Raw genomic sequence first — 22,720 nt, forward strand, 5'->3', positions numbered from 1 at the left:
CTTATCATAGATAGCAGGTTATGCATTTAATAATTTAATCTTTAACTTGACGCTCTAAAACCTCAGCTATCTTACGATCATTAGATAACCGTGGTAATTTATTCTGGCCACCTAGTTTTCCTATGGTTTTCATGTAATCTTTAAAACCATTTTCTGGAACTGTGGTAATGACTAGCGGTTGTAATATTTTACCAGTAATTAGATCATCATAATAAGAGTTTTGTGCTCTCATTTTAAGATCTAGTGTTGCTTTAAAGGCTTCTATGTTTGCTGGTGATTCACCATATTCTATAAACCATTCATGATAGGGTAACTCACCATCTGGTGGCGCTAATTGTGGCGCCACTGTAAATTCATTTATAATAACCTGGTGTTCTTGGGCGGCTTCTTTTATGGCTTGCTCCACTTCTTTTCCTATCACATGTTCACCACTAGCACTGATGTAATGTTTTATGCGGCCGGTCACAATTACCTTATATGGACTTGTAGATGTAAAGGCAATCGTATCACCTATGTTATAAGCCCATAATCCCGCGGTGGTAGAAATAATCAACACATAATTAACGCCTATTTCTACCTCACCTATGGTTAATCGTGGTGGGTTTTCTTCATAAAAGCGATCTGCTGGAATGAACTCATAAAAAATACCGGCATCTAGAAGCAGTAACATGCCTTTCTCGTTCTGTTTATCCTGATAGGCAAAAAAGCCTTCACTAGCAGGAAATAACTCGATGCTATCTACCTTTCTACCTATTAATTGTTCAAATCGCGGTCGATAAGGTTCAAAGTTAACACCACCATAAATGAACAAATTAAAGTTAGAAAACACGTCTCCTACTTTCTTACCGGTGCGCTGTACAATGCGTTCAAAATACATTTGTACCCAACTAGGAATTCCTGAAATCACACCCATGTTCTCTGGTAAGGTTTCATCAATTATAGCCTCTACTTTAGTTTCCCAGTCTTCTATACAATTAGTTTCCCAGGAAGGCATGCGGTTTTTTTGTAAATAACTAGGCACATAATGAGCGACGATACCGCTTAATCGACCTAATTGAACGCCATTTTTATCAGTCATCACGGGACTTCCTTGCAGGAATATCATTTTTGAATCTACAAAGGCGCTTTTACCTGTTTCATGAATGTAACTCAAAATCGCGTTACGAGCAGCTTTCACGTGCTCAGGCATGGACTCCTTAGTAATGGGAATGAATTTTGCGCCACTAGTAGTCCCTGAAGTTTTAGCATAATACAACGGTTTTCCAGGCCACAGAATATTTGATTCTCCTGCAACTACCTGATCTACATAAGGTCTCAAGGCTTCATAATCTCTTACAGGAACTTTTCCTTGAAAATCTTTATAGGAAGTGATCGTACTAAAATCATGATCCTTACCAAAAACAGTATCCTGTGCTTTTTCTATAAGGTTCCTAAATACTTTTTCTTGTATAGCAACTGGTTTGCTAGACCACTTACTTGTTTGTTTGTCAACGATAGATGCAAAAATCTTTGCTGCAATGGATTTTAAAGACATTACTCGAAGTTGATAAAATTAGTAGGGTCCTGTGGATATCCATCCATCCATAACTCAAAGTGTAAATGTGGTCCCGTGGTAAATTCTCCCGTGTTACCTATTATTCCTATTACCTCACCAGCCTGCACTTGATCATTTTGTGATTTATTAAGTGTCGCCATATGTTTATAAACCGTAAGAACACCATAAGAATGTTCCATAAGAATGGTATTCCCAGTATCTGAACTCCAGCCGGCAAAAATCACTGTTCCATCTGCGGCTGCCTTTACTGGTGAATTTATAGTAGCGGTAATATCTACCGCATAGTGTTTTTTCTGTGCGTTAAAAGGGTCAGATATAATTCCTTTTACAGGTACAAAGAAAACAAAATTAGTCCTTGCAGTAGCTCCTTCTATCACATTGTACTTATCTTCTCTAGCGACCTCTTCTCTTAATATACTATCTTCTTTAATTTGCTCTGGAACCTCTTGATTCATGGCTGTTTCTATTCTAGCGACACTGTCTATTTTAGCATATTCTGCTGCTGTAATATTACCGCTCAAAACCATTTGTATGCGGTCATACTTTTGTTGTTGTAAAGCAATAGATGTAAGTAAAGAATCAGTTTTAGCTTCTAGATGAATGACGTCTTTAGTAAGTTTTGTACTCGCATAACCAGGAATAAATTCTCTTAATGGTGTGAATGCAATTAAAACAGTAGTTAGAGCTATTAAAATAATGGCAGATATAGCTGTAACCATAAACACATTAAGGCGCGTTAACTTTAATGAAAAACGCTCCTCAAAAGTATCATCGTTAAGTACGATCATACGATATCGGTGAAGCCACTTTTGTTTTAATTTACCTTTTTGTCTCTCTTTTGCCATGTACTATGCTAATGGAATCCAAATATAAAATAATATAACACTACCATCGTTAAATAAGTATCAAGCCTCGTAATTATTTAAGTTTATCTTCTGCTCATATATACCATTTTGTATTTGTAATGTCGCTCTAATTAATTCAATTTGGTATAAAACATGAATTTTAACTTCTATTATCATAGATTCATAGAGTTCCTTGTATCTTTGCAATGTTTTAAATACATATTATGTTAGCAAACTTTTTTTTAGGAATGTTCGGCCCATGGCAGCTAGCTCTTGTAGCTATAGTTGTATTACTAATTTTTGGTGGTAAAAAAATCCCAGAATTAATGCGCGGTCTAGGTGGTGGAATTAAAGAATTTAAAGACGCTACTAAAGAAGTAAAAGAAAATAATGATCAGATAGACTCTAAAGAATAGAGTTGATTATAACGTATTAAAAAAGCCGTTTCAATTGAATTGAAACGGCTTTTTGTGTTTTATTTGAAGAGTCTCTGTGATGGTCTATTCCACATGGTGCACTCAGTATAGCGTCTATTAAACTTTACTTTTCTTCCACAAAATTCACACTCTTAAGAATTGCTTCTAATTCAAAAAGGTAATTGCGTTGCTTAGCACTAGGGGCAAAAATGTAACCTTCTATGATAAGCCAGTTATCTTTTTTCTCATTATAAATAGCATAATTTAAAAAAGGTCCAGACATAAATTGCTCTGTCACTTCCCATAAGCCTTTAGTCTCATAAGCAAATTTACCATTCACATTACTCTCATTTACATAAGGTGAATATGCGCGCTCCGTAACAAATGCTCCTTTATCTACGGTTACCTTTCTAGACCCTACAGAGTCTCTTACTTTAGTAATACTTGCCACGACATTTGAATCTTGTGGTATTGCGTTTCTAGGTACTTCATAGATCATTATATCCATAGTACCTTCTTTAATCCCACGTCGCAACCAGAAAAAATCATTATCATCTGGTGCTGCATATCTATAAGTACGTGGTACGGTAATCTCTATATTAAAACGTTCTTTAATCACACTAGTATTAAGTCTAGAATTCCTCATTAAACGCTGCTTCTCTGCGACTTCAGTCTGGTTATAAAGCTCTTTAATACGTGCTGCGTTACCCATAATTTGCTCAACTATTCCCGCGCTAGTCGCTCCTCTAATGACCACACCAGTTTGTGGGTTTGCATAAAGGGAATTAGTCATATTAACTCCAGCTTTTTTATTAGATAACTCTACTTTCAGGTAATTACGGTTCTTCTTGATTAAACCTTTAAAAGATTCTGGTTTGATCTGATTAAGAGTGAATTGAGGTTCTTCTCTCACCAGGCCGTCTACGGGTGCAGCGAGCACATTACGCAAGGTGTCGCCCACTTCACCTTCCCATAAATCATTATCTATAACCAGTAAGATATCATTCATTCTACCAGCGCTATCTTTAATAATTATAGGCGTGTCCTTACAACTAGTTAATGTAATAGCAGCTATAAAAATGTATAATAAAGATCTCATAAGGGTTTATTTGAGTTTTAAAGAGTCTCCTGGTTGAAGGTCTTCTGTTTTACCAGGATTTAATTTTCTTATTTCAGCAATAGTTATGCCATAGGTGTTTGCTATTTTCCATAGACTATCACCACTTTTTACTTTATATCTCGACGGTATGCTTTTAGTACTATAAGAACTGCTGGTGATAGGTGTTCTAGAGTGAATGTAAAGTCGCTGTCCTATTTTTAAATTATTACTACGCAGGCTATTCCAGCGTTTAAGTTGACTTACCTTTACGCCATACTTATTGGCTATTTTACCTAAGTAATCACCATTTTTTACACGATAAACCACTCGAGATTCTGCTTTAACGAGTTCTGGTAATGGCTTTTCTTTTTTGTTAAATTCCGCTTTCGCGAAAGCGTATATAGAGTCTTCATTACTCACAAACTTACTCGCTGCTCTTAACGGTAACCTGAGATAATAGTTCCTACCAGAAACCACCGGTATAATATCTAGTTTATAACTAGGATTATGAAACTGCACGGTCTCGATATCCTCATCAGTAAACTGGGCGACGTGTTCTAGCGAAATCATTTTCTGAACCTGAATCGTGTCTGTGGCTATAGTTTTATAAACCGTTTGTTGCGGTTGAAAACCGTGCTCTGCCGCATAAGTATATAAATAGATCATAGCTTGAAAAGCAGGAACATACCCAGCTGTTTCACGTGGTAAATACGGTCTTAAGTTCCAGTAGTTTTTATAACCACCACTACGTCTTATGGCTTTATTTACATTTCCTGGTCCTGAGTTATAAGCTGCAAGAGCTAGGTCCCAATCTCCATAAATATGATATAAACTCCTTAAAAATTTACAAGCTGCCTCTGTAGATTTTATAGGGTCCATACGTTCATCTACATAAGAGTTTACCTCAAGATTAAAATCTCGACCGGTTGCAAACATAAATTGCCATAAACCTGTAGCGCCTACTGGACTTTTTGCTCGTGGATCTAGTGCGCTCTCAACAACAGCTAGATACTTCATCTCTAGCGGAATATCATATTTATCCAGTATGGATTCAAACAGCGGAAAATAATAATCACTCAAAGTCATTAACCGCTCCATATAAATGCGCTGATAGCTCAATTTCTTATTGATCAATCGCTCCAGTACTGGATTATAATCTATTTGAAATGGAGTGCTCTCGTTAATGCGTTTTAAACGCGCTTTAAGAGTGTCTGTAGGCAGTGATTTCATGACAGCGTCACTATAATCCATTTGTATAACTTCATCATACATATAGTCATACATATCATTATTATACAATTCCTGTAACAGTTTCTCATCAAATTCATCTACCTCTGGAAACTCTTTGAGGCCTATGGAATCTAGAACTTGTACTGGAATGATAGCTGAGAGAGAATCCATGTTTTTCTCTACAACTGTAGGTTGAGACTTTACAATAGGTGTAACTTCTCCTCTTACAGTGTCTACTGCTTTTTTAACAATGACCTTACTGGATTGTTGCTTTATAAATTCCTCACTAGTCAGGATTTTTCCTTTAGTAATGGTACTATCTTTTTCTACTTGAGCGACAAGTTGTAAAAAAGAAAAAAATACAATGAAGGATATCAGGAATTTATTCATGAAACGGTTTCATTATGAATCTAGTATAGCTGCAATACCGGGAAGTGTTTTACCTTCTAGCATTTCTAGCATGGCGCCACCACCAGTAGATACGTAGCTTACTTGATCTTCAAAACCGAATTGTTTAACCGCAGCAACAGAGTCTCCACCACCTACTAATGAGAATGCTCCAGCAGCTGTAGATTGTGCTACTGATTTCCCTAAAGAAATGGTTCCATGTGAAAAAGCTTCCATCTCAAAAACTCCTGCTGGACCGTTCCATAGAATAGTTTTAGCCTGCATTAAAACGTCATGAAATTGTGCTCTTGATTTTTCTCCTATATCCAGTCCCATCCATCCATTAGGAATAGCGTTTATAGCCGCCATATCTCTTGTAGCGTGTTCTGAAAACGCATCGGCAGTAATGGAATCTACTGGTAAGTGAATATTTGTATCATGTTGTTTTGCCTTTTCTAGAATTTCTAGCGCCAGTTCCATTTTATCATCTTCACAAAGTGAGTCACCTATATTACCGCCTTGGGCTTTTATAAACGTATAAGCCATTCCACCAGCAAGTATGAGGTCATCTACTTTAGAAAGTATATTTTCAATCACGGTAATTTTTGAAGATACTTTTGCTCCACCTAATATAGCTACTACAGGATGTTCAGGAGTTTCTAGAACTTTATGTAAGCTTTCTATCTCACGAGTCATTAAATGACCGAAACATTTCTCATCAAAATACTGCGCAATAATCGCTGTAGAAGCATGTGCTCTGTGTGCTGTCCCAAAGGCATCGTTTACATACACGTCTGCTAGTTGAGATAACGCTTTGGCGAAAGCGGGATCACCAGCAGTCTCCTCACCATAAAATCTCAAGTTTTCTAACAACAGGACTTCACAAGGTTGCAGGTTTGCGGCTGCTTGCTCCACAGTCTCACCGATACAATCGTTCACAAATTTAACTTGAACGCCCAGGATTTCAGTAGCTGCAGCGACGATATGTTTTAAGGAAAAGTCTTCTTGCTTTCCTTTAGGACGTCCTAAATGTGACATTAAAATCACTGAGCCTTCATCTTCTAGTATCTTAATAATGGTGTCTTTTGCAGCGTGAATGCGCGTAGCATCAGTAACTTCAAAATCATCGTTAAGAGGTACATTAAAATCTACTCTTATTAAGGCTTTCTTATCTTTAAAATTAATATCGTTAATTGTTTTCATAGCTATTTATTGTGAATAGTGACAAATATAGCAGTTATCCTAGAACCTTGTGCGTATACTTTTATATTTGCACTATGCGATATCCAGATATCATAGGTCTAGAACATCTTAAAAAACACCTTCAAACTACGGTTGCAAATGGGCGCATAGCACATGCACAGCTACTTGTAGGGCCTACAGGAAGTGGTGTTTTACCACTAGCACTAGCTTATGCACGTTCTATTTTATGTAAAGATGCTGGTGACCGCTGTGATTCTCAAATGGATCAAATTGCTCATCCTGATTTGCATTTTGCTTATCCAGTGGCAAATAATGCCCGTATAAAAGATAAAGCAGTCTCTGATGATTTTATTGCAGAGTGGCGCGATTTCCTGACCACACAACCTTATGGAAGCCTTGCTGACTGGTATAAATCTATAGAAATAGAAAAAAAGCAAAGTAAAATAGGTGTTTATGAGGCAAAAAAAATAGTTTCTAAACTGAGTCTCAAAGCTTATGAAGGTGGTTATAAAGTACTGATTATATGGGGCGCAGATAAGTTAAATACCGAAGCCTCTAATAAGTTACTTAAACTCATAGAAGAGCCACCAGTAAAAACCGTATTTCTACTTATTGCTGAAGATGCAGACCAAATCATAAATACGATCAGGTCAAGATGCCAGTTATTACAAGTTCCTAAATTAAATAGTGCATCTATTTCTCAGGCTTTAGTAAGTAAACATAGTGTAGAGGTTAACCGAGCGCAACAAATTGCTAGACAGGCAAATGGTGATTATAATAAAGCTATTCAGTCCATTAACAATGCTACAGAAGATATCGATTTTGAAAAATGGTTTGTTACTTGGGTGCGCACCGCATTTGCTGCTCGCGGCCGCAAAAGCGCTATTAATGATTTAATCGCATGGGCAGACATGATTGCGGGAAAAAATAGAGAAACACAAAAACGTTTTTTATCCTACTGTCAGGAATACTTTAGACAAGCTATGTTACTGAATTACAAAGCAGATAGTGCTGTTTATTTATCACCACATCTCGCAGATTTTAAACTCGAAAAATTTGCTCCTTTTATAGATGGACACCGTATTAAACCTATTAGTGACGCCATTGAAGAAGCTATTTACCACATAGAACGTAACGGTAATGGTAAAGTCATCCTTACTGATCTAGCTATAGGGCTAACCCGATTAATTCATAAAAAAGCTTAAATGATGGGTCTGGACTTATCTATAGTTTGATGAATATTTAAATCTCAAATGTCTTCATAAAACGACATCTTTTTACAATAAGTTAAAAAATAATAGTGCTTACATATTCCGGACCTATATTAATTCTCGTATTTCTTTTAGTTACGATCCTCATATCAACCATTGAAAAGCTTTTTATGTGGAACAAAACACTACAAGATTATACACTGATGTATGAAAAACATCTTCCTGCCGTTCTCGTAAAGTTTACACTGCTTTTTATCATAGCGTTTGAAATTATAATCACCATTCTATTCACCTTAGGAATTTACACCTTAGTGATGGAACAAGATATTTACTTAAGCCAGGTTGTTTTAATCCTCACTGGTATTTTATTTATCATTCTTCTCATAGGATTAAGAATTCTACAAGATTATAACGGTGCTGGAAAAATGGCAATTTATTTTCTTTTGACTGTTTTTGGGCTTTTCTGGTTACAATCGATATAATCTATTTATAACAAGTAATAAAATCAGTTTTACTTATTAAAAATAGGTTTGAATCCTTAGGTTTAAAAGGGGTTCAGAACTTTAGAATACATTACTGTATAAACACCGATAAAAAGCTCCTAAAACGCATTATTTACGTTTTTGTAGCACATAAACGAGTGAAGATGGCTCTTTAGTGAATAAGGCCGCTATATTTGAGAATAATCCAATGGTTATACCATAAATAAAAGCTAGTTTTCTTTTTTGGTATCGAGCAGAAAGTATGGATACATAGAAGCTATCAAACCACATAGGTTTAGTAGTTTTTAAGTAAAATTTATCTTGGAAGATATTTAGTACCGCGTTTTTATTAAAGTGGAATAAGTGTCTGGGAACATCATAGCCTGCCCAGTACTTTTTAAACCATTTTGCATCAAAGGAATTATAGTTAGGTAAAGCCAGAATTAAATAACCTTCATCTTCTAGCCAGTTTTCAATTTGGTCTATTTGTTTTTGATAATCTGGTACATGTTCCAGCACATGGTACATACTTATCACCTTTATAGAATGTGGTTGAATAGTATCTGTCTGATCTAATAAATCAATTCCTTTACGGGCTGCAAAAGATCGAGCTTTATTACTAGGTTCATATCCTATCGCATCATATCCAGCTTTTTTCAAAACACCTACTACGTCTCCTACTCCAGCTCCTATATCTAAGATTTTACCATCTACAGCATATTTCCCAATGAGTGCTTTTTTACTTTTAAGATTCCAGCTCTTTGCAAACTGATAACATCGTGCAAAAAATGAAGTTTGAGAATCATCATGAGACAAGTAATCTTCACTCTCATAATAAGGGTTCAAATCCTTAGGTTGAGGAACTGTTTTTAAAACTTGTGTAGTTTCATCTTGAATAAGATCAAACTCCTCTTGAGAGAGAAAGTAATCTTTCAATGATAAAAATAGTATGGAAAAAGGATTGTGATCTTTCATTGTTTCACGTGAAACTATCTTCCCATATGGACTAATAAAACAGATATATCACTAGGTGATACTCCTGAAATACGCGAGGCTTGAGAAACCGTAGCTGGCTGAATAGCCGTTAATTTTTCACGCGCCTCATAAGAAAGTGACTTGATAGATTTAAAATCATAGTTTGCAGGAATCTTTACATTTTCTAAACGATGTAATTTATCTGCATTTCCCTTTTCTTTTTCTATATAGCCGCTGTACTTCACTTGCACTTCAACCTGTTCTAGTATATCCTCGTTTAGATCATTCTCTTCAATATAAGATTTAATCTCAGGAAACTGTCTAATATCTTCTAAATCAATTTGAGGTCTTGAAAAAACTTTAAAATACTTATCGTGTTGTTTAACCGCAGCAGAGTTTTTACTTTCCAGTAACACGTTCATTTCGTTAAAATCATAACTAGTATTCTTTAAAAACTGAACCATCTTTTCAGTTTCCTCTGCCTTACGTACTACTCTTTTAATTGCTTCATCAGTAACAAGACCTAACTCATAAGCTCTAGGTGTTAATCTTAAATCAGCATTATCCTGTCTTAACAAGGTGCGATATTCAGCACGCGAAGTAAACATTCTATACGGTTCCTCTGTTCCTTTTGTGATTAAATCATCAATAAGAACACCTATATAAGCCTCATCTCTTTTTAAGATAAATGCTTCTTCTTCTCGTATTTTCCTAACTGCATTTATTCCTGCCATAAGGCCTTGTGAAGCTGCTTCTTCATATCCTGTAGTTCCATTAATTTGACCAGCAAAAAATAAGTTTTTTACCAGCTTTGTTTCCAGCGTATGCATCAACTGCGTAGGCGGGAAATAATCGTACTCAATCGCATATCCTGGTCTAAAGAATTTTACATTTTCAAACCCAACGACAGATCTCAAAGCTTTAAACTGAACATCTTCTGGTAGTGAAGTACTAAAACCATTTACATAAACCTCGCAGGTGTCCCAACCTTCAGGTTCCACAAAAAGTTGGTGCCTATCCTTATCTGCAAAACGATCTATCTTATCTTCTATAGAAGGGCAGTATCTAGGTCCTATACTTTGTATTCTACCATTAAACATCGGGCTTCTATCAAAACCTTCTCGTAACAAATCATGAACCAACTGACTCGTATACGTCATATGACAATCACGCTGGTTTGTTAGCTTTTTAGTAAGGTTCGTATAGCTAAATTTAGAAACAATATCATCACCAGGTTGCGGTGTCATCTTAGCATAATCCAAAGAACGACCATCTACACGTGGAGGAGTTCCGGTTTTCATTCTTCCAGCTTCAAAACCTAAATCTACAAGTTGCCCTGTAATACCAGTAGCAGCCCTTTCGCCAGCTCGACCACCACCAAATTGCTTTTCTCCTATATGAATTAAGCCATTTAAAAAGGTTCCATTAGTTAAGACTACAGCCTTAGCTCTAACCTCTATTCCTAAACTGGTTTTCACACCTACTACTTGTTCCTTTTCAATGATTAAACCAGAAACCATTTCCTGATAAAAATCTAGATAAGGTAAATTTTCCAATTGTAATCGCCATTCCTCAGCAAAACGCATTCGATCGTTTTGGGTTCGTGGCGACCACATAGCAGGACCCTTAGATAAATTCAACATTTTAAATTGAATAGCACTTTTATCACTAACTATTCCACTTAAACCACCTAGCGCATCGATCTCTCTCACTATTTGACCTTTTGCAATTCCACCCATCGCTGGATTACAGGACATTTGTCCTATAGTTTGCAAATTCATAGTAACCAGCAATGTCTTTGCTTTCATATTTGCAGCAGCAGCAGCAGCTTCGCTTCCAGCATGCCCTGCACCTACCACTATTATGTCATATTCCTTATCAAACATAGCTATTGTTTCACGTGAAACATTTTCATTTTTTCTTCTTCTTTCAATCGCATCACTGCCTTTTGCTCAGTGCTTTTGTCCCCATAACCACATAAATGCAACAATCCATGACTCATGACCCTATGCAACTCAGTTAACATATCAACACCATAATCTACAGCATTATCCTTAACACGATCGATACTGATATAAATTTCGCCATGTATCAAATCCTCATCACAATAATCAAAGGTGATAATATCAGTTAAGGTGTCGTGATTAAGATACTTTAAATTTAAATCCAATAAAAACTCATCACTACAAAATACGTAGGAAAGATCTCCTAAAGTTCTAAATTCAGAAGAGGCTATAGAATCTAACCAGACAGCATACCGTTGCTCTTCTCCTAAATCAAAATCGGTTTGGTAATTAAATTCCACCATCTCTTTTAAAATACTCCTTAACCTTAATTTTATACTGAGGCTGCAAAGGTAATACTTGTCTATTTAAGATTTCCTTGTTATTAAAGTATCTAGCTGCATCGGGAATTTTATTATTTGTGTTGTTTTTATAATCCTTACCATTTGTCGTAGCTTCTCGCTGTTCCTCTTTGCCTTGTTGTAACCCAGCATCCATTAATTTTAATAATTCATGCTGTATATCCATCATACGATCTTGAACTTCTCTATTAAAACCTTGGTCTAATAACTTACGTTCTACAGCCTTCATTTTATCTGTAATATCCTCTAAAACACCTTCCAAACCTTCTCGCTGCATCATATCTTCCAGCTGATTACGTAATTCTTGCTGTTGTTTATAGATTTGATAAATACGTTTACTTTCTTCTTCAGATTCTTTATAACCTTGTTGATCACCATCCTTATTACCGGAACCTGAACCAGTTCCACCACTTCCCTGGCCCGAGCCTTGTCCGCTATCACCTTCACCTGATCCCTCATTACCTTGACCTTCACCATCAGCACCACCTTCACCAGATGATCCCTTCTGTCCATTATTTCCAGATTGTCCTTGTTCACCACTTTGACCTGAATCGCCAGATTCTCCACCTTCACCTTCTCCAGGCTTTTCACCTTCTCCAGAACCATTTTCACCAGATTCACCTTTACCAGCTTCCTTCATTAAGGACTTCTGTTTTTTAATTATATCCGGTAATTGAAAGCCTCCACTTTGTCCACCTTCTCCAGGTTTCCCTGAACCCGAGCCAGGCATAGACATAGTATTATTCATAGCATCCATAGTTTGACTAAGCATTAAAGCTAATGTGTTGGCACTTTTTAGAGTGAATTGTTGGGAAATCTGAGCTTTATTCATTTTAAAATCGGCCAACTGAGATAAAGCGTTTTCTATGTAATAATATACATCTGTTACCTCACGATTGATATCCATACTCACCTTAGGATTACGAGATGCAAGTGCAAATAAACTATCATCAACATGTTTAAAAGCTCTTTCTAAATCCTTTTGAACCTTTAATTTCTTACCTAAATTAGGGCTATTCCTATTTAAATTCTTAACTCCGTCCAGTAGGGACTCCTGTTCTTTAGAAAAGACTACTAAGTTGTCCAGAATTTGACGCAGCATTTCTGCGTCTTCTTTCATGGTGTCTTGTTGTCGAGAACTTAATTGGGAAGCCATAGCATGAGCTTGCTGCTTCATTTTATCGGCTGCGCTTTTTTGCTTTTTACTAGCACTAGGCGTATCTGATTTTTCAAGATCTTCACTAGATTCTTCTTGCTCTTGTTTAATTTCAGGTGCGTTTAAAGGATCAAAATCTAAATCCATAGGCTTTTTTAAACCATTATTCTCTTTTTCAAGTTCCTGAAGTTCTTTTTCCCATTCTTTGTATTCCTCGTTTAATTGATCCTGTTGTTCTTTAGTATTAAGATCACCTTTCTTTTTAGATTGTTCCTCTTGTTTTTTAGCAATATCTTTAAGCTTATCGACCATTTGCTCATACTTCTGAGTCACGTAGTACCTTTTTGTAAGTTCAAGTAACTGCTCTAAGTTTCTTTTTTGTTGCTTAGAATTTTTTTGTGCCTTATCAAGCTGCTCTTGAAGTTCTTCTTTACTTAATTTATCTTGGTACTCTTGTAATTCTTTAAGAAGTTTTTCATTCTTGAGCATTTCTTCCTGGCTTTGTTCCATGCGCTCTTCCAGTGCCTTTTTCATAGGGTCTTGATCCTTACTAGACTTTTCGAGATTAGCTTTCATTTTCTGCATCTGCTGGCGCATCTTTTGTTCTTGATCTTGTTGATTCCTTAAAGCTTGCTCTAACTTTTTCTTATCATTAAAACCACGCTGATTCTTTTCTAACTGCTCTTGTGTAATTTCTTTAAGTGCTTCCTGTCTCTTTTCCTGCTCCTGTAGGGACTTTTCAAGATCCTCTACAGATTTTTTTTGATCCAGTAATTGCTCCTGATTTTCTTCCTCTTTAGTAGGTTTTCTGAAACCGTACACTTCACTCTTTACACTCTTGTAATTGTTAACAACATCATTATCCACTACTTTAAAAAAGAATTGATAATTCTTCCCACCTTCAAGTGGTAAATTTCCAGGGAAAGTGAATAAAAACTGATCATAAGTTCCTCTATTAGAGCCTATTTCATAAATATTCTGAGAACCAGCAGCGTCACTTTCATAATAAACCACTTGTATTTTTCTGATCCCATAATCATCAGCTACTTGTCCTTGAAAATGCATGACTGCATCATCTAGACTATCCTTTTTCATCTCCATAGATAACTCTGGAAATTCATCTTTAGTTACTTCTATTTTAAAGTTGAGCTCTTCATAATTCTGCGCATAAGTATTAGATGTTGTTATGGAATATTTAAGTGGTTTTAAGATCGCTTTCGCGAAAGCGAACTCATTACCATCTTTCTTAAACTGCTCCATAGCACCAGCTGTATTAAATGATACCTGATCTGTAGCAGAAGTTTTTAACTTCCATGAAATCTTAGTTCCTTGTGGTACTAACGCATTACCTGTACTCCTTAAAATCTCATCCTTTTTACCTGTATAAGAAGGATAGTCCATGGCTAGTTCAAACTGGTCTATAGTAGGTACCTCATCTACATCTAACAGAAAATTATCGCTGCGCACCTCATTTGCTTGAAGGTAGAACGTGAGATCTACAGATGGTTTCACAAATACAAAACTAAATCTACCTGCTGATTCTTGAGTGAGATAATAGACCTGATCGCCTAAATGAATACTTGCACTCTCTGGAATAGTTCTACCACTTACTTCTACATTGAGTTTAAAATCACGATTTTGTAAGGTGTTTAAATCTTTATTTAGAATCTTAAAAGTAAATGGAGCCGGCGGTATGTACTCATTATTAAAATCTGCTACTCGTTTAGTACTTTCTGTAATTATTTCATTGTTTCCTGTAAAAAACAATACTGCCATAATGATTACAGGAATCGCTAAATATTTTAGATAAGAGGTGTTCTTCTTAAAATCAATAGCGAGCGAAAAAGGAATAGGTTTTAACTCTTCACTCTTCTGGTTGATACTAGCCCAAGTAAGCTCATCATCACCTCCATTTTTATGAAGCTGTAGCACATTAATCAATTTATCTGAAACCTCAGGGAAATGTGTACCGATCATAGTACTGGCATCTCTAAAATCTATTCCTGAAAATAACTTAAACAATCGTGCTACAGGAATACCTATAAATTTAAATAATAAACCGGCCTGCACTAGCATAAATAAACCGAATAAAATAGTTCTCCCGGTAGTACTTAACCATAAAAAATACTCTACGATGGCTGTGAATAAAAAATATAACAAACCTATAGCCAGAAACAAAATCACACCACGTATGATCTCATTTATATAATATTTCTTTATAAAACGCTTGAGCTTGTGCTCTATGATTTTAAAGTTATCCATTCCTTACTATAATCTATGATGGGTAAATATAATGTAATGGTTAAGATGTTTATGATATCAAGGTGTTAAAGAGATTTTATGTATTTATAAACTAAGCTGTATATTTAATTCCTTATTCATGATAAATCATTTTTATGAAAGACTTAAAATACCTTACCGCATATATCGTTCCTGTGTTATGTGTTATAGGAATAACTTATAGAAATGAATGGATGTGGTTAACACCATTTATGATTTTTATAGTTGTACCGTTAATGGAACTAGCGATGCCATCTATAACCACAAATCTTGATGAAAAAATTAAGGAAAGTAAACTGAAAAATCGCTTTTTTGATATATTACTATGGTTAAATGTACCTATAATTTTTAGTGTTCTTTTTTACGGGTTATACCGCTATTCTGTAAGTTCATTTGAAACTTATGAGGTTATAGGCATGATATTTTCATTAGGTATAGTGGCTGGTAGTAATGGAATTAATGTGGCACACGAGCTAGGTCATAGACAAGACAGTTGGGAACGATTTTTAGGTAAATCATTATTGTTACCGAGTATGTACATGCACTTCTATATAGAACATAATTACGGGCATCACTTAAAAGCCGCTACTCCTGAAGATCCCGCAAGCGCTCGATATAATGAAAATTTATATGCATTCTGGTGGCGATCTGTGCGTACCCAATATTCAAGTGCCTGGAAAATTCAAAGACACCTATTAAAGGTAAACGATCACTCTTTTTTTTCTGTAAAAAATGATATGTTATGGTATTCCCTTATTCAGCTTACTTATTTAATTACTATAGGATTATTTTTTTCCTGGATCACTGCTGCAGTTGCTGTAGCTATAGCCATGGTAGGGTTTAGTTTACTAGAAATTATAAACTATTTAGAACACTATGGTTTAAGACGTGCTCAAAAAAAATCGGGTCGTTATGAAACAGTACGAGAAATACACAGCTGAAATTCTAATCATATACTAGGTAGAATACTACTCTATGAACTCACAAGACATAGCGATCACCATTACAGAGCTAGTAAAAAATATCAAGTACTAGACTATCACGAGAACAGCCCACAATTACCTTACGGATATCCCACGATGATGGTAATTGCTACGATCCCACCATTATGGTTTTCTTTAGTTAATAAACATGTTCCACGGGAAATGGTAGAGCTAGCAGCTTCTTAAATGATTATGAAAACCTCACAGATTTTTGAAACCTGTGAGGTTTAGTTTTTCAATTCTACTTCTACAGGCTAGAAATATTATCTTTGCAGCCTTAAAAAAAGGCTATAATGAGTACTGCAGTAAGAGTAAGATTTGCACCTAGTCCTACCGGACCATTACATATAGGTGGCGTGAGAACCGCTTTATTTAACTATCTATTTGCTAAAAAACATGGAGGCGATTTTATATTACGTATAGAAGATACAGATCAGAATAGATACGTAGAAGGTGCCGAAGATTATATTATTAATGCACTGAACTGGTGCAACATTCCATATGATGAAGGACCAGGAAAAGAAGGTAAATGTGGACCTTACCGCCAGAGCGAGCGCAAAAAAATGTATAAACAATTTGCCCTTGAACTCATAGAAAAAGGTGCTGCATATTATGCTTTTGACACCTCACAAGAACTTGCCGATGCTCGCACTAAGGCCGAGTCTCAAAAAGAAACTTTTATATATAACCATAAAAATCGTGACCAGTTTACCAACTCGCTCACCTTACCAGAAAATCAAGTACAGGAACGAATCAATCGTGGCGATGATTATGTGATACGTTTCAAACCAGAATTAAAAACGCTTTCCATGTTTGATGAGATCCGTAAAGGGATTGAAATAGACACGGCTCTTATAGATGATAAGGTTTTATTTAAAAGTGATGGTATGCCTACTTATCACCTTGCTAACGTAGTGGACGATCACGAAATGAAAATAACCCATGTGATTCGTGGTGAAGAATGGTTACCTAGCATGGCGTTGCACGTATTATTATATGAAAGCTTCGGTTGGGAAAGGCCTAAGTTTGCTCACTTACCCTTAATTCTTAAACCTACCGGTAAAGGAAAATTAAGCAAGCGCGATGGAGCAAAATTTGGTTTTCCAGTCTTCCCTATGGAATGGTTTGATACTAAAGAAAATGAAACTTTTGCTGGTTATAAAGAAGATGGTTATCTACCAGAAGCTGTGGTAAATATGCTCGCTTTTCTAGGTTGGAATCCAGGAACAGAGCAAGAATTATTCAACTTAAAGGAGTTGATTCAGGCATTTAGTCTGGAAAAAGTGAACAGTTCAGGAGCAAAGTTTGACCCAGAAAAAGCAAAATGGTTCCAGCAACAATGGTACGTTGAGCAAGATGATGCTGTTATAGGTGCCGCTTTCGCAAAAGCGTTACAAGAAAAAGATATCGAGTACGGATCACAGGATTATGTAAACATAGTTTGTGGTCTCGTAAAAGAACGCGCTGTTTTTACCAAAGATTTATTTGAACTAGCTGGATTTTTCTTTATCGCACCAGATTCCTATGATGAAAAGGCCGCTAAAAAAGCCTGGAAAGATGGAACCAACGAAATCATGAGTGATGTAATAACAGTTATCAAAGACGGTGACGATGATAGCGCTACTGGACTAAGTACGGCTATAAAAGGATGGATTACCAGTCAGGAAATGGGTTTTGGTAAAGTAATGATGCCGTTAAGACTAGCCCTAGTAGGTAGTCTTATGGGTCCAGATGTTTTTGAAATAGCAAGTTTGATAGGTAAAAATGAAACGATAGCGCGTATTGAAAACGCGATTAATAAATTATCTTAAAAATAGAAACGTACTCCAGCGGTGATATAACTCATATTACCGTTGAGTTCTTCGCTATTAGCATTTTTACCGTTTAATACGTCTAAAAAAGCATAGTGGAAATGAGCTGTAAAACGTATTTTCTCTAATCCACCACTTAAACCTATGATTCCATTTACGTTAATAGGGCTGGTTTTTTGAAAAGAAGAAACCGCTACAGCACTAGAACCTGTAATAATACTATCTTCATAACGCCTGTCAGCCACTTTAAATTCACCATTTAAAGCAACAGCTGGTCCTATTTCTAATGATAAATAATCCTTATTATTAATCTTGTAAGCCCATAGCACTTTAACCTCTGCTCCTATAACATTCATTTCTATATCATCAAGTGTTACAGCTTCTTGAACTGAGAATTTATTATTAAATAAATGAATTCCAAAAACCATATCCCAAAAAGGTCTCCAGTCTCCTCTAGTTTCTAAACCTGCACTCCATCCTACCCTACTTTCTACAGCAACGTCATCTGTTTGTAGATTAAAAAAAGTAGCGTCTATTCCTGCTCCTAGTCTATTGTTATAGGAATGAGATCTTTGAGCATGAACAGTAATAGTGAAAATAAAAATGAAAGTTATAAAAAATAGATTCCTCATAAATAAATAAATTAAAACCTAAACATAATAATAAAAGTACTCCTAGACTCTATAAAAATTAAACAATTGTTTAACTTAGCTGTAAATTCTTTCAAATAAGTACCGTGAAAAATATACTCCTTATTCTACTTCTTCTCATCCCGTTTATTTCTATAGCTGAAAAGTATTATCCAGGAAAAGCTGTGAAAACTGACGGTAGTATTATTAATGGTTATATAAATCTTTAAAAGTAAAAATAAGTTTTTATGCTACCTGAGCTCTATGAACAACATTGCAAATAACCTTATTGTAACAAACCAGATATTTGATAGACTAATTCTAGTGTATCTTTAAACAAACCTAAAAAACACTAACTATGGGACAAATTATTTTTATAGTCGTACTGGTTATAATAGCCTTCTTTGTACTGACTGGAACTTTCTTTACTGTAAAACAACAAACCGCTGCAATCATTGAGCGATTTGGAAAATTCACCAGCATGCGCCACTCTGGATTACAATTAAAAATACCAGTTATAGACCGTATCGCTGGACGTATCAACCTAAAAATACAGCAACTAGATGTAATTGTTGAGACGAAGACTAAAGATGACGTATTTGTAAGACTTAAAATATCAGTACAATTCCAAGTACGTAGAGAAAAAGTATATGATGCTTTTTACCGTTTACAAAATCCGCATGATCAGATTACCGCTTACGTATTTGACGTAGTACGTGCCGAAGTTCCTAAAATGAAACTGGATTATGTATTTGAGAAAAAAGATAATATCGCCATCGCTGTAAAAGGTGAATTAAACGATGCCATGATGGATTATGGTTATGATATCATTAAAACACTCGTAACAGACATCGATCCAGATGTACAGGTAAAAGCAGCCATGAATCGTATCAACGCATCAGAGCGTGAAAAAACCGCTGCTGAGTATGAAGCTGAAGCTGAACGTATTAAAATAGTTGCTAAGGCACGTGCTGAAGCTGAATCTAAGCGTTTACAAGGTCAAGGTATTGCAGACCAGCGACGTGAAATTGCACGTGGTCTAGAAGAAAGTGTAGATGTATTAAATAACGTAGGGATTAATTCTCAAGAGGCAAGTGCTTTAATCGTAGTTACTCAACATTATGATACTTTACAATCTATAGGAGAAGCTACGCAATCTAACTTGATTCTTTTACCTAACTCACCACAAGCTGGTAGTGATATGTTAAATAACATGATTGCTAGTTTTACTGCAAGTGCTCAGATAGGAGAACAAATGAAAAAGACTAATAAAGAAATCGAGGCTAAAAAGAATAATGATGCCGACGGTCTACAAGATGAAGATTAATCACTTTAAATCTTATCACAAAAAAGCACCGCCTTATGAGCGGTGCTTTTCTTTTTGAAGTTATTTGTACCAAACCAATTTACATTCCTAATCTCGCATATAATTCGTTTCTTTTTCGCCTATATTTCAAATTAAGAATACGTCATTAGAAACATAAATTGGTATAACTATGAGGTTGTAGCTTTCGCGAAAGCGTAATTATCTCCAATAATAATCACCTTAAAAAATCATAAGTATTTATAATAAATTGGTATTAGATTACTCTTCTACTTTTGCCCATGTGTCACGTAAAGTTACGGTGCGGTTAAATACCATTTTCTCATCTGTAGTATCTGGATCTACACAGAAATAACCCATGCGCTGGAACTGCACTACCTCACCTATTTGAAGGTTCTTCATAGCTGGCTCAGCCATAGCAGTTATCACTTCTAGCGAATTAGGATTTACAAATTCCATAAAATCCTTCTCCTTATCAGTATCTGGTGATGGTACGATAAATAAGCGATCGTACAAACGTACTTCTACAGGAACAGCATGTGCAGCACTTACCCAGTGCAGTGTTCCTTTTACTTTACGCATACTTGCTTCTGTACCACTTCCACTTCTAGAATCTGGATCGTAGGTGGCGTGAATTTCTGTAATATTACCATCGGCGTCTTTAAGGCAGCCTTCACCTTTAATGATGTAGCCGTTTTTAAGACGTACTTCTTTACCGTTCTTTAAACGGAAAAATTTCTTGTTTGCCTCTTCTCGGTAATCTTCTCGTTCTATGTATAATTCTCTAGAAAAAGGAACTTCTCGATATCCACGAGATTCATCTTCCTGACTATTTTCTGCCTGTAACATTTCTACTTGATCTTCTGGATAATTAGTAATCACCAGTTTTATAGGATCGAGCACACACATTACACGATCTGCAGCTTTATTTAAATGATCTCTTAAGTGAAACTCTAGATGGTTCATATCTACCAGGTTGTCACGTTTTGCAATTCCTATAGATGCCGCAAAGTTCTTTAACGATTCTGGTGTATAACCACGGCGTCTCAAACCAGAAATAGTAGTCATGCGTGGATCATCCCACCCATTTACGATTCCTGCTTCTACGAGTTTTTGTAATTTACGTTTACTTGTAACAGTATGTGATACATTTCTACGGGCAAACTCACGTTGTTTAGGACGTATTTTTGCAGGATCTACTACTTGATCTAAGAACCAGTCATAAAGTTCTCTATGAGGCTTAAATTCAAGTGTACAGAATGAGTGAGAAACCTGTTCTAAATAATCACTTTCACCATGGGTCCAGTCATACATAGGATAGATTTTCCAATCGGTACCTGTTCTATGATGTGCTTTATTCACTACTCGATACATGATAGGATCACGCATGAGCATATTATTAGACTGCATGTCTATTTTGGCACGTAGGATATGCTCGCCTTCACCATACTCGCCATTTTTCATTCCTTCAAACAGTGCTAGATTTTCTTCTACACTTCTATTGCGGTAAGGTCCATCTACTCCAGGTTGTGTAGGTGTTCCTTTTTGAGTAGCCATTTCTTCGCTAGATTGAGAATCTACGTAGGCTTTTCCATCTTTAATCATTTGAACTGCCCAGTCGTACAGCTCTTGAAAATAGTCAGATGCATAACAAAGATTATCCCATTTGTAACCTAACCATTCTACATCTTTCTGTATAGCAGCAACATATTTTGCTTCTTCCTTAGCAGGATTAGTATCATCAAAACGCAGGTTTACAGGCTTGTTGTACTTCTCTCCTAGCCCAAAGTTCAAGCATATCGCACTGGCATGTCCTATGTGTAAAAAACCATTAGGTTCTGGTGGAAAACGAAATCTTAAGTAGTCTTGTGATAGTCCATTATTAAGATCTTCTTCAATGATATCTTCTATAAAATTATTGGGTCTTTTTTCTTCACTCATGGTTTACTCTTTAGCAACCACAAATTTAGGGTTTATTTTACTGCTTATAGAGAATAGAAAACATAAAAGAATCTGCTTATTAACCCTAGACTGGCTCGTAAATCGTTGCGCTCTTTTACTTGCTGATAAATGACGAATATTTATTATGTCGAGCGCATATGAGATGCATTTTAGTGAGTAGCGTATTTGTAATACTTAACAGATATAATTTTACTTAAGTATTACGACTACTTGATAAGAACAGTACGCTTTATAAAAACGCTCGACCTAACGACGTAAAACTCATATCTTTGTTTCATGCATAAAATAATACTTGAAAACGTAAAAGTTTATACTAACCATGGTTGCCTCGATGAAGAAGCTGCTATAGGAAGTGCTTACCGAGTAGACCTAGAAGTAACAGCTGATCTCTCAAAAAGTGCTCAAACTGATAATCTCAATGATACCGTAGATTACGTTTCTTTAAATCGCATCATTGTTGAAGAAATGGCTATACGTTCTAAATTACTGGAACAAGTCGCACAACGTATTCTCAACCGAATTTTTAAAGAAGAATCACTTGTAGAAACTGCTGAGGTTAAGGTTGCTAAGATTAATCCACCTATAGGTGGTGATGTGGCTAGTGTGGTAATCTGTATGCAGCAAAGCCGCTAGATGATGGACTATGTAATATAGAGAATGGAGTTTAGACTTTTATGAGATAAAAGATAAAGAAGTCAACTTTTTTGTTATTTTTGCGTGCTCAAAAGGCGTCTTGGCCGAGCGGCTAGGCATGGGTCTGCAAAATCTAGTACAGCGGTTCGAATCCGCTAGACGCCTCTGGAATCC

General features: G+C 36.0%; 19 protein-coding genes and 1 tRNA gene. 9 read left to right on the plus strand and 11 right to left on the minus strand.

The genetic code is table 11. The annotated features are described in order from the left end of the window. Positions 1-34: 34 nt before the first annotated feature. Both ACTF48_RS00470 and ACTF48_RS00475 read right to left on the minus strand, forming a co-directional pair. Complete coding sequence (locus ACTF48_RS00470; RefSeq protein WP_438961169.1) at positions 35-1,534, minus strand: GH3 auxin-responsive promoter family protein; 1,500 nt, start codon at positions 1,532-1,534, stop codon at positions 35-37. Further along, positions 1,534-2,400, minus strand: a complete 867-nt coding sequence (locus ACTF48_RS00475; RefSeq protein ID WP_438961170.1) for a M23 family metallopeptidase — start codon at positions 2,398-2,400, stop codon at positions 1,534-1,536. Before ACTF48_RS00475 ends, ACTF48_RS00470 begins: the two co-directional genes overlap by 1 nt. A 224-nt stretch (positions 2,401-2,624) precedes the next feature. Here ACTF48_RS00475 and ACTF48_RS00480 point away from each other — a divergent pair, with 224 nt between their 5' ends. Then, complete coding sequence (locus ACTF48_RS00480) at positions 2,625-2,816, plus strand: Sec-independent protein translocase subunit TatA/TatB (protein ID WP_438961171.1); 192 nt, start codon at positions 2,625-2,627, stop codon at positions 2,814-2,816. A gap of 124 nt (positions 2,817-2,940) precedes the next feature. Here ACTF48_RS00480 and ACTF48_RS00485 read toward each other — a convergent pair whose 3' ends face one another. Genes ACTF48_RS00485 through ACTF48_RS00495 form a run of 3 tightly spaced genes read right to left on the minus strand, consistent with a single transcriptional unit; the run spans position 2,941 to position 6,735 of the window. Continuing rightward, entirely contained in the window at positions 2,941-3,915 is a 975-nt protein-coding gene (locus ACTF48_RS00485; protein ID WP_438961172.1) for a DUF4837 family protein, read from the minus strand. A 6-nt stretch (positions 3,916-3,921) separates the two neighbouring features. Next, positions 3,922-5,535 (minus strand): LysM peptidoglycan-binding domain-containing protein, encoded by a 1,614-nt coding sequence (locus tag ACTF48_RS00490; RefSeq protein WP_438961173.1) that lies wholly within the window; start codon positions 5,533-5,535, stop codon positions 3,922-3,924. Positions 5,536-5,547: 12 nt separating this feature from the next. Next, positions 5,548-6,735, minus strand: coding sequence for a phosphoglycerate kinase (locus tag ACTF48_RS00495; protein WP_438961174.1), 1,188 nt, complete (start codon positions 6,733-6,735; stop codon positions 5,548-5,550). Positions 6,736-6,809: 74 nt separating this feature from the next. Between ACTF48_RS00495 and ACTF48_RS00500 the strand changes: the two genes are divergently transcribed. Together ACTF48_RS00500 and ACTF48_RS00505 are read left to right on the plus strand one after the other, a co-directional pair. Continuing rightward, positions 6,810-7,940, plus strand: coding sequence for an ATP-binding protein (locus tag ACTF48_RS00500; protein ID WP_438961175.1), 1,131 nt, complete (start codon positions 6,810-6,812; stop codon positions 7,938-7,940). 176 nt (positions 7,941-8,116) lie between these two features. After that, positions 8,117-8,428: a hypothetical protein gene (locus ACTF48_RS00505; protein ID WP_438961176.1), complete on the plus strand. Its 312-nt coding sequence runs from the start codon at positions 8,117-8,119 to the stop codon at positions 8,426-8,428. Positions 8,429-8,557: 129 nt separating this feature from the next. Here the strand turns inward: ACTF48_RS00505 and ACTF48_RS00510 are convergent, their stop codons facing one another. Genes ACTF48_RS00510 through ACTF48_RS00525 form a run of 4 tightly spaced genes read right to left on the minus strand, consistent with a single transcriptional unit; the run spans position 8,558 to position 15,186 of the window. Further along, positions 8,558-9,364, minus strand: a complete 807-nt coding sequence (locus ACTF48_RS00510) for a class I SAM-dependent methyltransferase (RefSeq protein ID WP_438961177.1) — start codon at positions 9,362-9,364, stop codon at positions 8,558-8,560. Positions 9,365-9,417: 53 nt separating this feature from the next. Next, positions 9,418-11,289, minus strand: coding sequence for a tRNA uridine-5-carboxymethylaminomethyl(34) synthesis enzyme MnmG (gene mnmG, locus ACTF48_RS00515; protein WP_438961178.1), 1,872 nt, complete (start codon positions 11,287-11,289; stop codon positions 9,418-9,420). A gap of 2 nt (positions 11,290-11,291) precedes the next feature. Further along, positions 11,292-11,711: an rRNA maturation RNase YbeY gene (gene ybeY, locus ACTF48_RS00520; RefSeq protein WP_438961179.1), complete on the minus strand. Its 420-nt coding sequence runs from the start codon at positions 11,709-11,711 to the stop codon at positions 11,292-11,294. Continuing rightward, positions 11,698-15,186, minus strand: coding sequence for a DUF4175 family protein (locus ACTF48_RS00525; protein ID WP_438961180.1), 3,489 nt, complete (start codon positions 15,184-15,186; stop codon positions 11,698-11,700). The genes ybeY and ACTF48_RS00525 overlap by 14 nt, the downstream gene beginning before the upstream one ends. A 134-nt stretch (positions 15,187-15,320) precedes the next feature. Between ACTF48_RS00525 and ACTF48_RS00530 the strand changes: the two genes are divergently transcribed. Together ACTF48_RS00530 and gltX are read left to right on the plus strand one after the other, a co-directional pair. Next, positions 15,321-16,145, plus strand: coding sequence for an alkane 1-monooxygenase (locus ACTF48_RS00530; RefSeq protein ID WP_438961181.1), 825 nt, complete (start codon positions 15,321-15,323; stop codon positions 16,143-16,145). A gap of 335 nt (positions 16,146-16,480) precedes the next feature. Next, positions 16,481-17,998, plus strand: coding sequence for a glutamate--tRNA ligase (gltX, locus tag ACTF48_RS00535; RefSeq protein ID WP_438961182.1), 1,518 nt, complete (start codon positions 16,481-16,483; stop codon positions 17,996-17,998). Here the strand turns inward: gltX and ACTF48_RS00540 are convergent. Continuing rightward, positions 17,995-18,630: a hypothetical protein gene (locus ACTF48_RS00540; protein ID WP_438961183.1), complete on the minus strand. Its 636-nt coding sequence runs from the start codon at positions 18,628-18,630 to the stop codon at positions 17,995-17,997. The genes gltX and ACTF48_RS00540 overlap by 4 nt on opposite strands. A gap of 104 nt (positions 18,631-18,734) precedes the next feature. Here ACTF48_RS00540 and ACTF48_RS00545 point away from each other — a divergent pair, with 104 nt between their 5' ends. Then, entirely contained in the window at positions 18,735-18,857 is a 123-nt protein-coding gene (locus ACTF48_RS00545) for a hypothetical protein (RefSeq protein ID WP_438961184.1), read from the plus strand. Between the two features lie 128 nt (positions 18,858-18,985). After that, positions 18,986-19,954 carry an SPFH domain-containing protein gene (locus tag ACTF48_RS00550; RefSeq protein WP_438961185.1) on the plus strand — a complete coding sequence of 323 codons (969 nt, stop codon included), beginning with the start codon at positions 18,986-18,988 and terminating at the stop codon, positions 19,952-19,954. Positions 19,955-20,212: 258 nt separating this feature from the next. Here ACTF48_RS00550 and ACTF48_RS00555 read toward each other — a convergent pair whose 3' ends face one another. After that, entirely contained in the window at positions 20,213-21,892 is a 1,680-nt protein-coding gene (locus tag ACTF48_RS00555; protein WP_438961186.1) for a glutamine--tRNA ligase/YqeY domain fusion protein, read from the minus strand. A gap of 297 nt (positions 21,893-22,189) precedes the next feature. Between ACTF48_RS00555 and folB the strand changes: the two genes are divergently transcribed. Both folB and ACTF48_RS00565 read left to right on the plus strand, forming a co-directional pair. Further along, positions 22,190-22,546: a dihydroneopterin aldolase gene (gene folB / locus ACTF48_RS00560; RefSeq protein WP_438961187.1), complete on the plus strand. Its 357-nt coding sequence runs from the start codon at positions 22,190-22,192 to the stop codon at positions 22,544-22,546. A 94-nt stretch (positions 22,547-22,640) separates the two neighbouring features. Further along, positions 22,641-22,711: transfer RNA gene (locus ACTF48_RS00565), tRNA-Cys, on the plus strand. The last annotated feature ends 9 nt before the right edge of the window (positions 22,712-22,720 follow it).

The organism is Nonlabens sp. (assembly GCF_965660805.1).
Taxonomy (GTDB): Bacteria; Bacteroidota; Bacteroidia; order Flavobacteriales; family Flavobacteriaceae; genus Nonlabens.

Excerpts from the sequence above, each read along its gene's own strand:
- ACTF48_RS00470 (WP_438961169.1), bottom strand. The coding sequence starts at position 1,534 with ATGTCTTTAAAATCCATTGCAGCAAAGATTTTTGCATCTATCGTTGAC.
- ACTF48_RS00475 (WP_438961170.1), bottom strand. The coding sequence starts at position 2,400 with ATGGCAAAAGAGAGACAAAAAGGTAAATTAAAACAAAAGTGGCTTCAC.
- ACTF48_RS00480 (WP_438961171.1), top strand. The coding sequence starts at position 2,625 with ATGTTAGCAAACTTTTTTTTAGGAATGTTCGGCCCATGGCAGCTAGCT.
- ACTF48_RS00485 (WP_438961172.1), bottom strand. The coding sequence starts at position 3,915 with ATGAGATCTTTATTATACATTTTTATAGCTGCTATTACATTAACTAGT.
- ACTF48_RS00490 (WP_438961173.1), bottom strand. The coding sequence starts at position 5,535 with ATGAATAAATTCCTGATATCCTTCATTGTATTTTTTTCTTTTTTACAA.
- ACTF48_RS00495 (WP_438961174.1), bottom strand. The coding sequence starts at position 6,735 with ATGAAAACAATTAACGATATTAATTTTAAAGATAAGAAAGCCTTAATA.
- ACTF48_RS00500 (WP_438961175.1), top strand. The coding sequence starts at position 6,810 with ATGCGATATCCAGATATCATAGGTCTAGAACATCTTAAAAAACACCTT.
- ACTF48_RS00505 (WP_438961176.1), top strand. The coding sequence starts at position 8,117 with ATGTGGAACAAAACACTACAAGATTATACACTGATGTATGAAAAACAT.
- mnmG (WP_438961178.1), bottom strand. The coding sequence starts at position 11,289 with ATGTTTGATAAGGAATATGACATAATAGTGGTAGGTGCAGGGCATGCT.
- ybeY (WP_438961179.1), bottom strand. The coding sequence starts at position 11,711 with ATGGTGGAATTTAATTACCAAACCGATTTTGATTTAGGAGAAGAGCAA.
- ACTF48_RS00525 (WP_438961180.1), bottom strand. The coding sequence starts at position 15,186 with ATGGATAACTTTAAAATCATAGAGCACAAGCTCAAGCGTTTTATAAAG.
- ACTF48_RS00530 (WP_438961181.1), top strand. The coding sequence starts at position 15,321 with ATGAAAGACTTAAAATACCTTACCGCATATATCGTTCCTGTGTTATGT.
- gltX (WP_438961182.1), top strand. The coding sequence starts at position 16,481 with ATGAGTACTGCAGTAAGAGTAAGATTTGCACCTAGTCCTACCGGACCA.
- ACTF48_RS00540 (WP_438961183.1), bottom strand. The coding sequence starts at position 18,630 with ATGAGGAATCTATTTTTTATAACTTTCATTTTTATTTTCACTATTACT.
- ACTF48_RS00550 (WP_438961185.1), top strand. The coding sequence starts at position 18,986 with ATGGGACAAATTATTTTTATAGTCGTACTGGTTATAATAGCCTTCTTT.
- ACTF48_RS00555 (WP_438961186.1), bottom strand. The coding sequence starts at position 21,892 with ATGAGTGAAGAAAAAAGACCCAATAATTTTATAGAAGATATCATTGAA.
- folB (WP_438961187.1), top strand. The coding sequence starts at position 22,190 with ATGCATAAAATAATACTTGAAAACGTAAAAGTTTATACTAACCATGGT.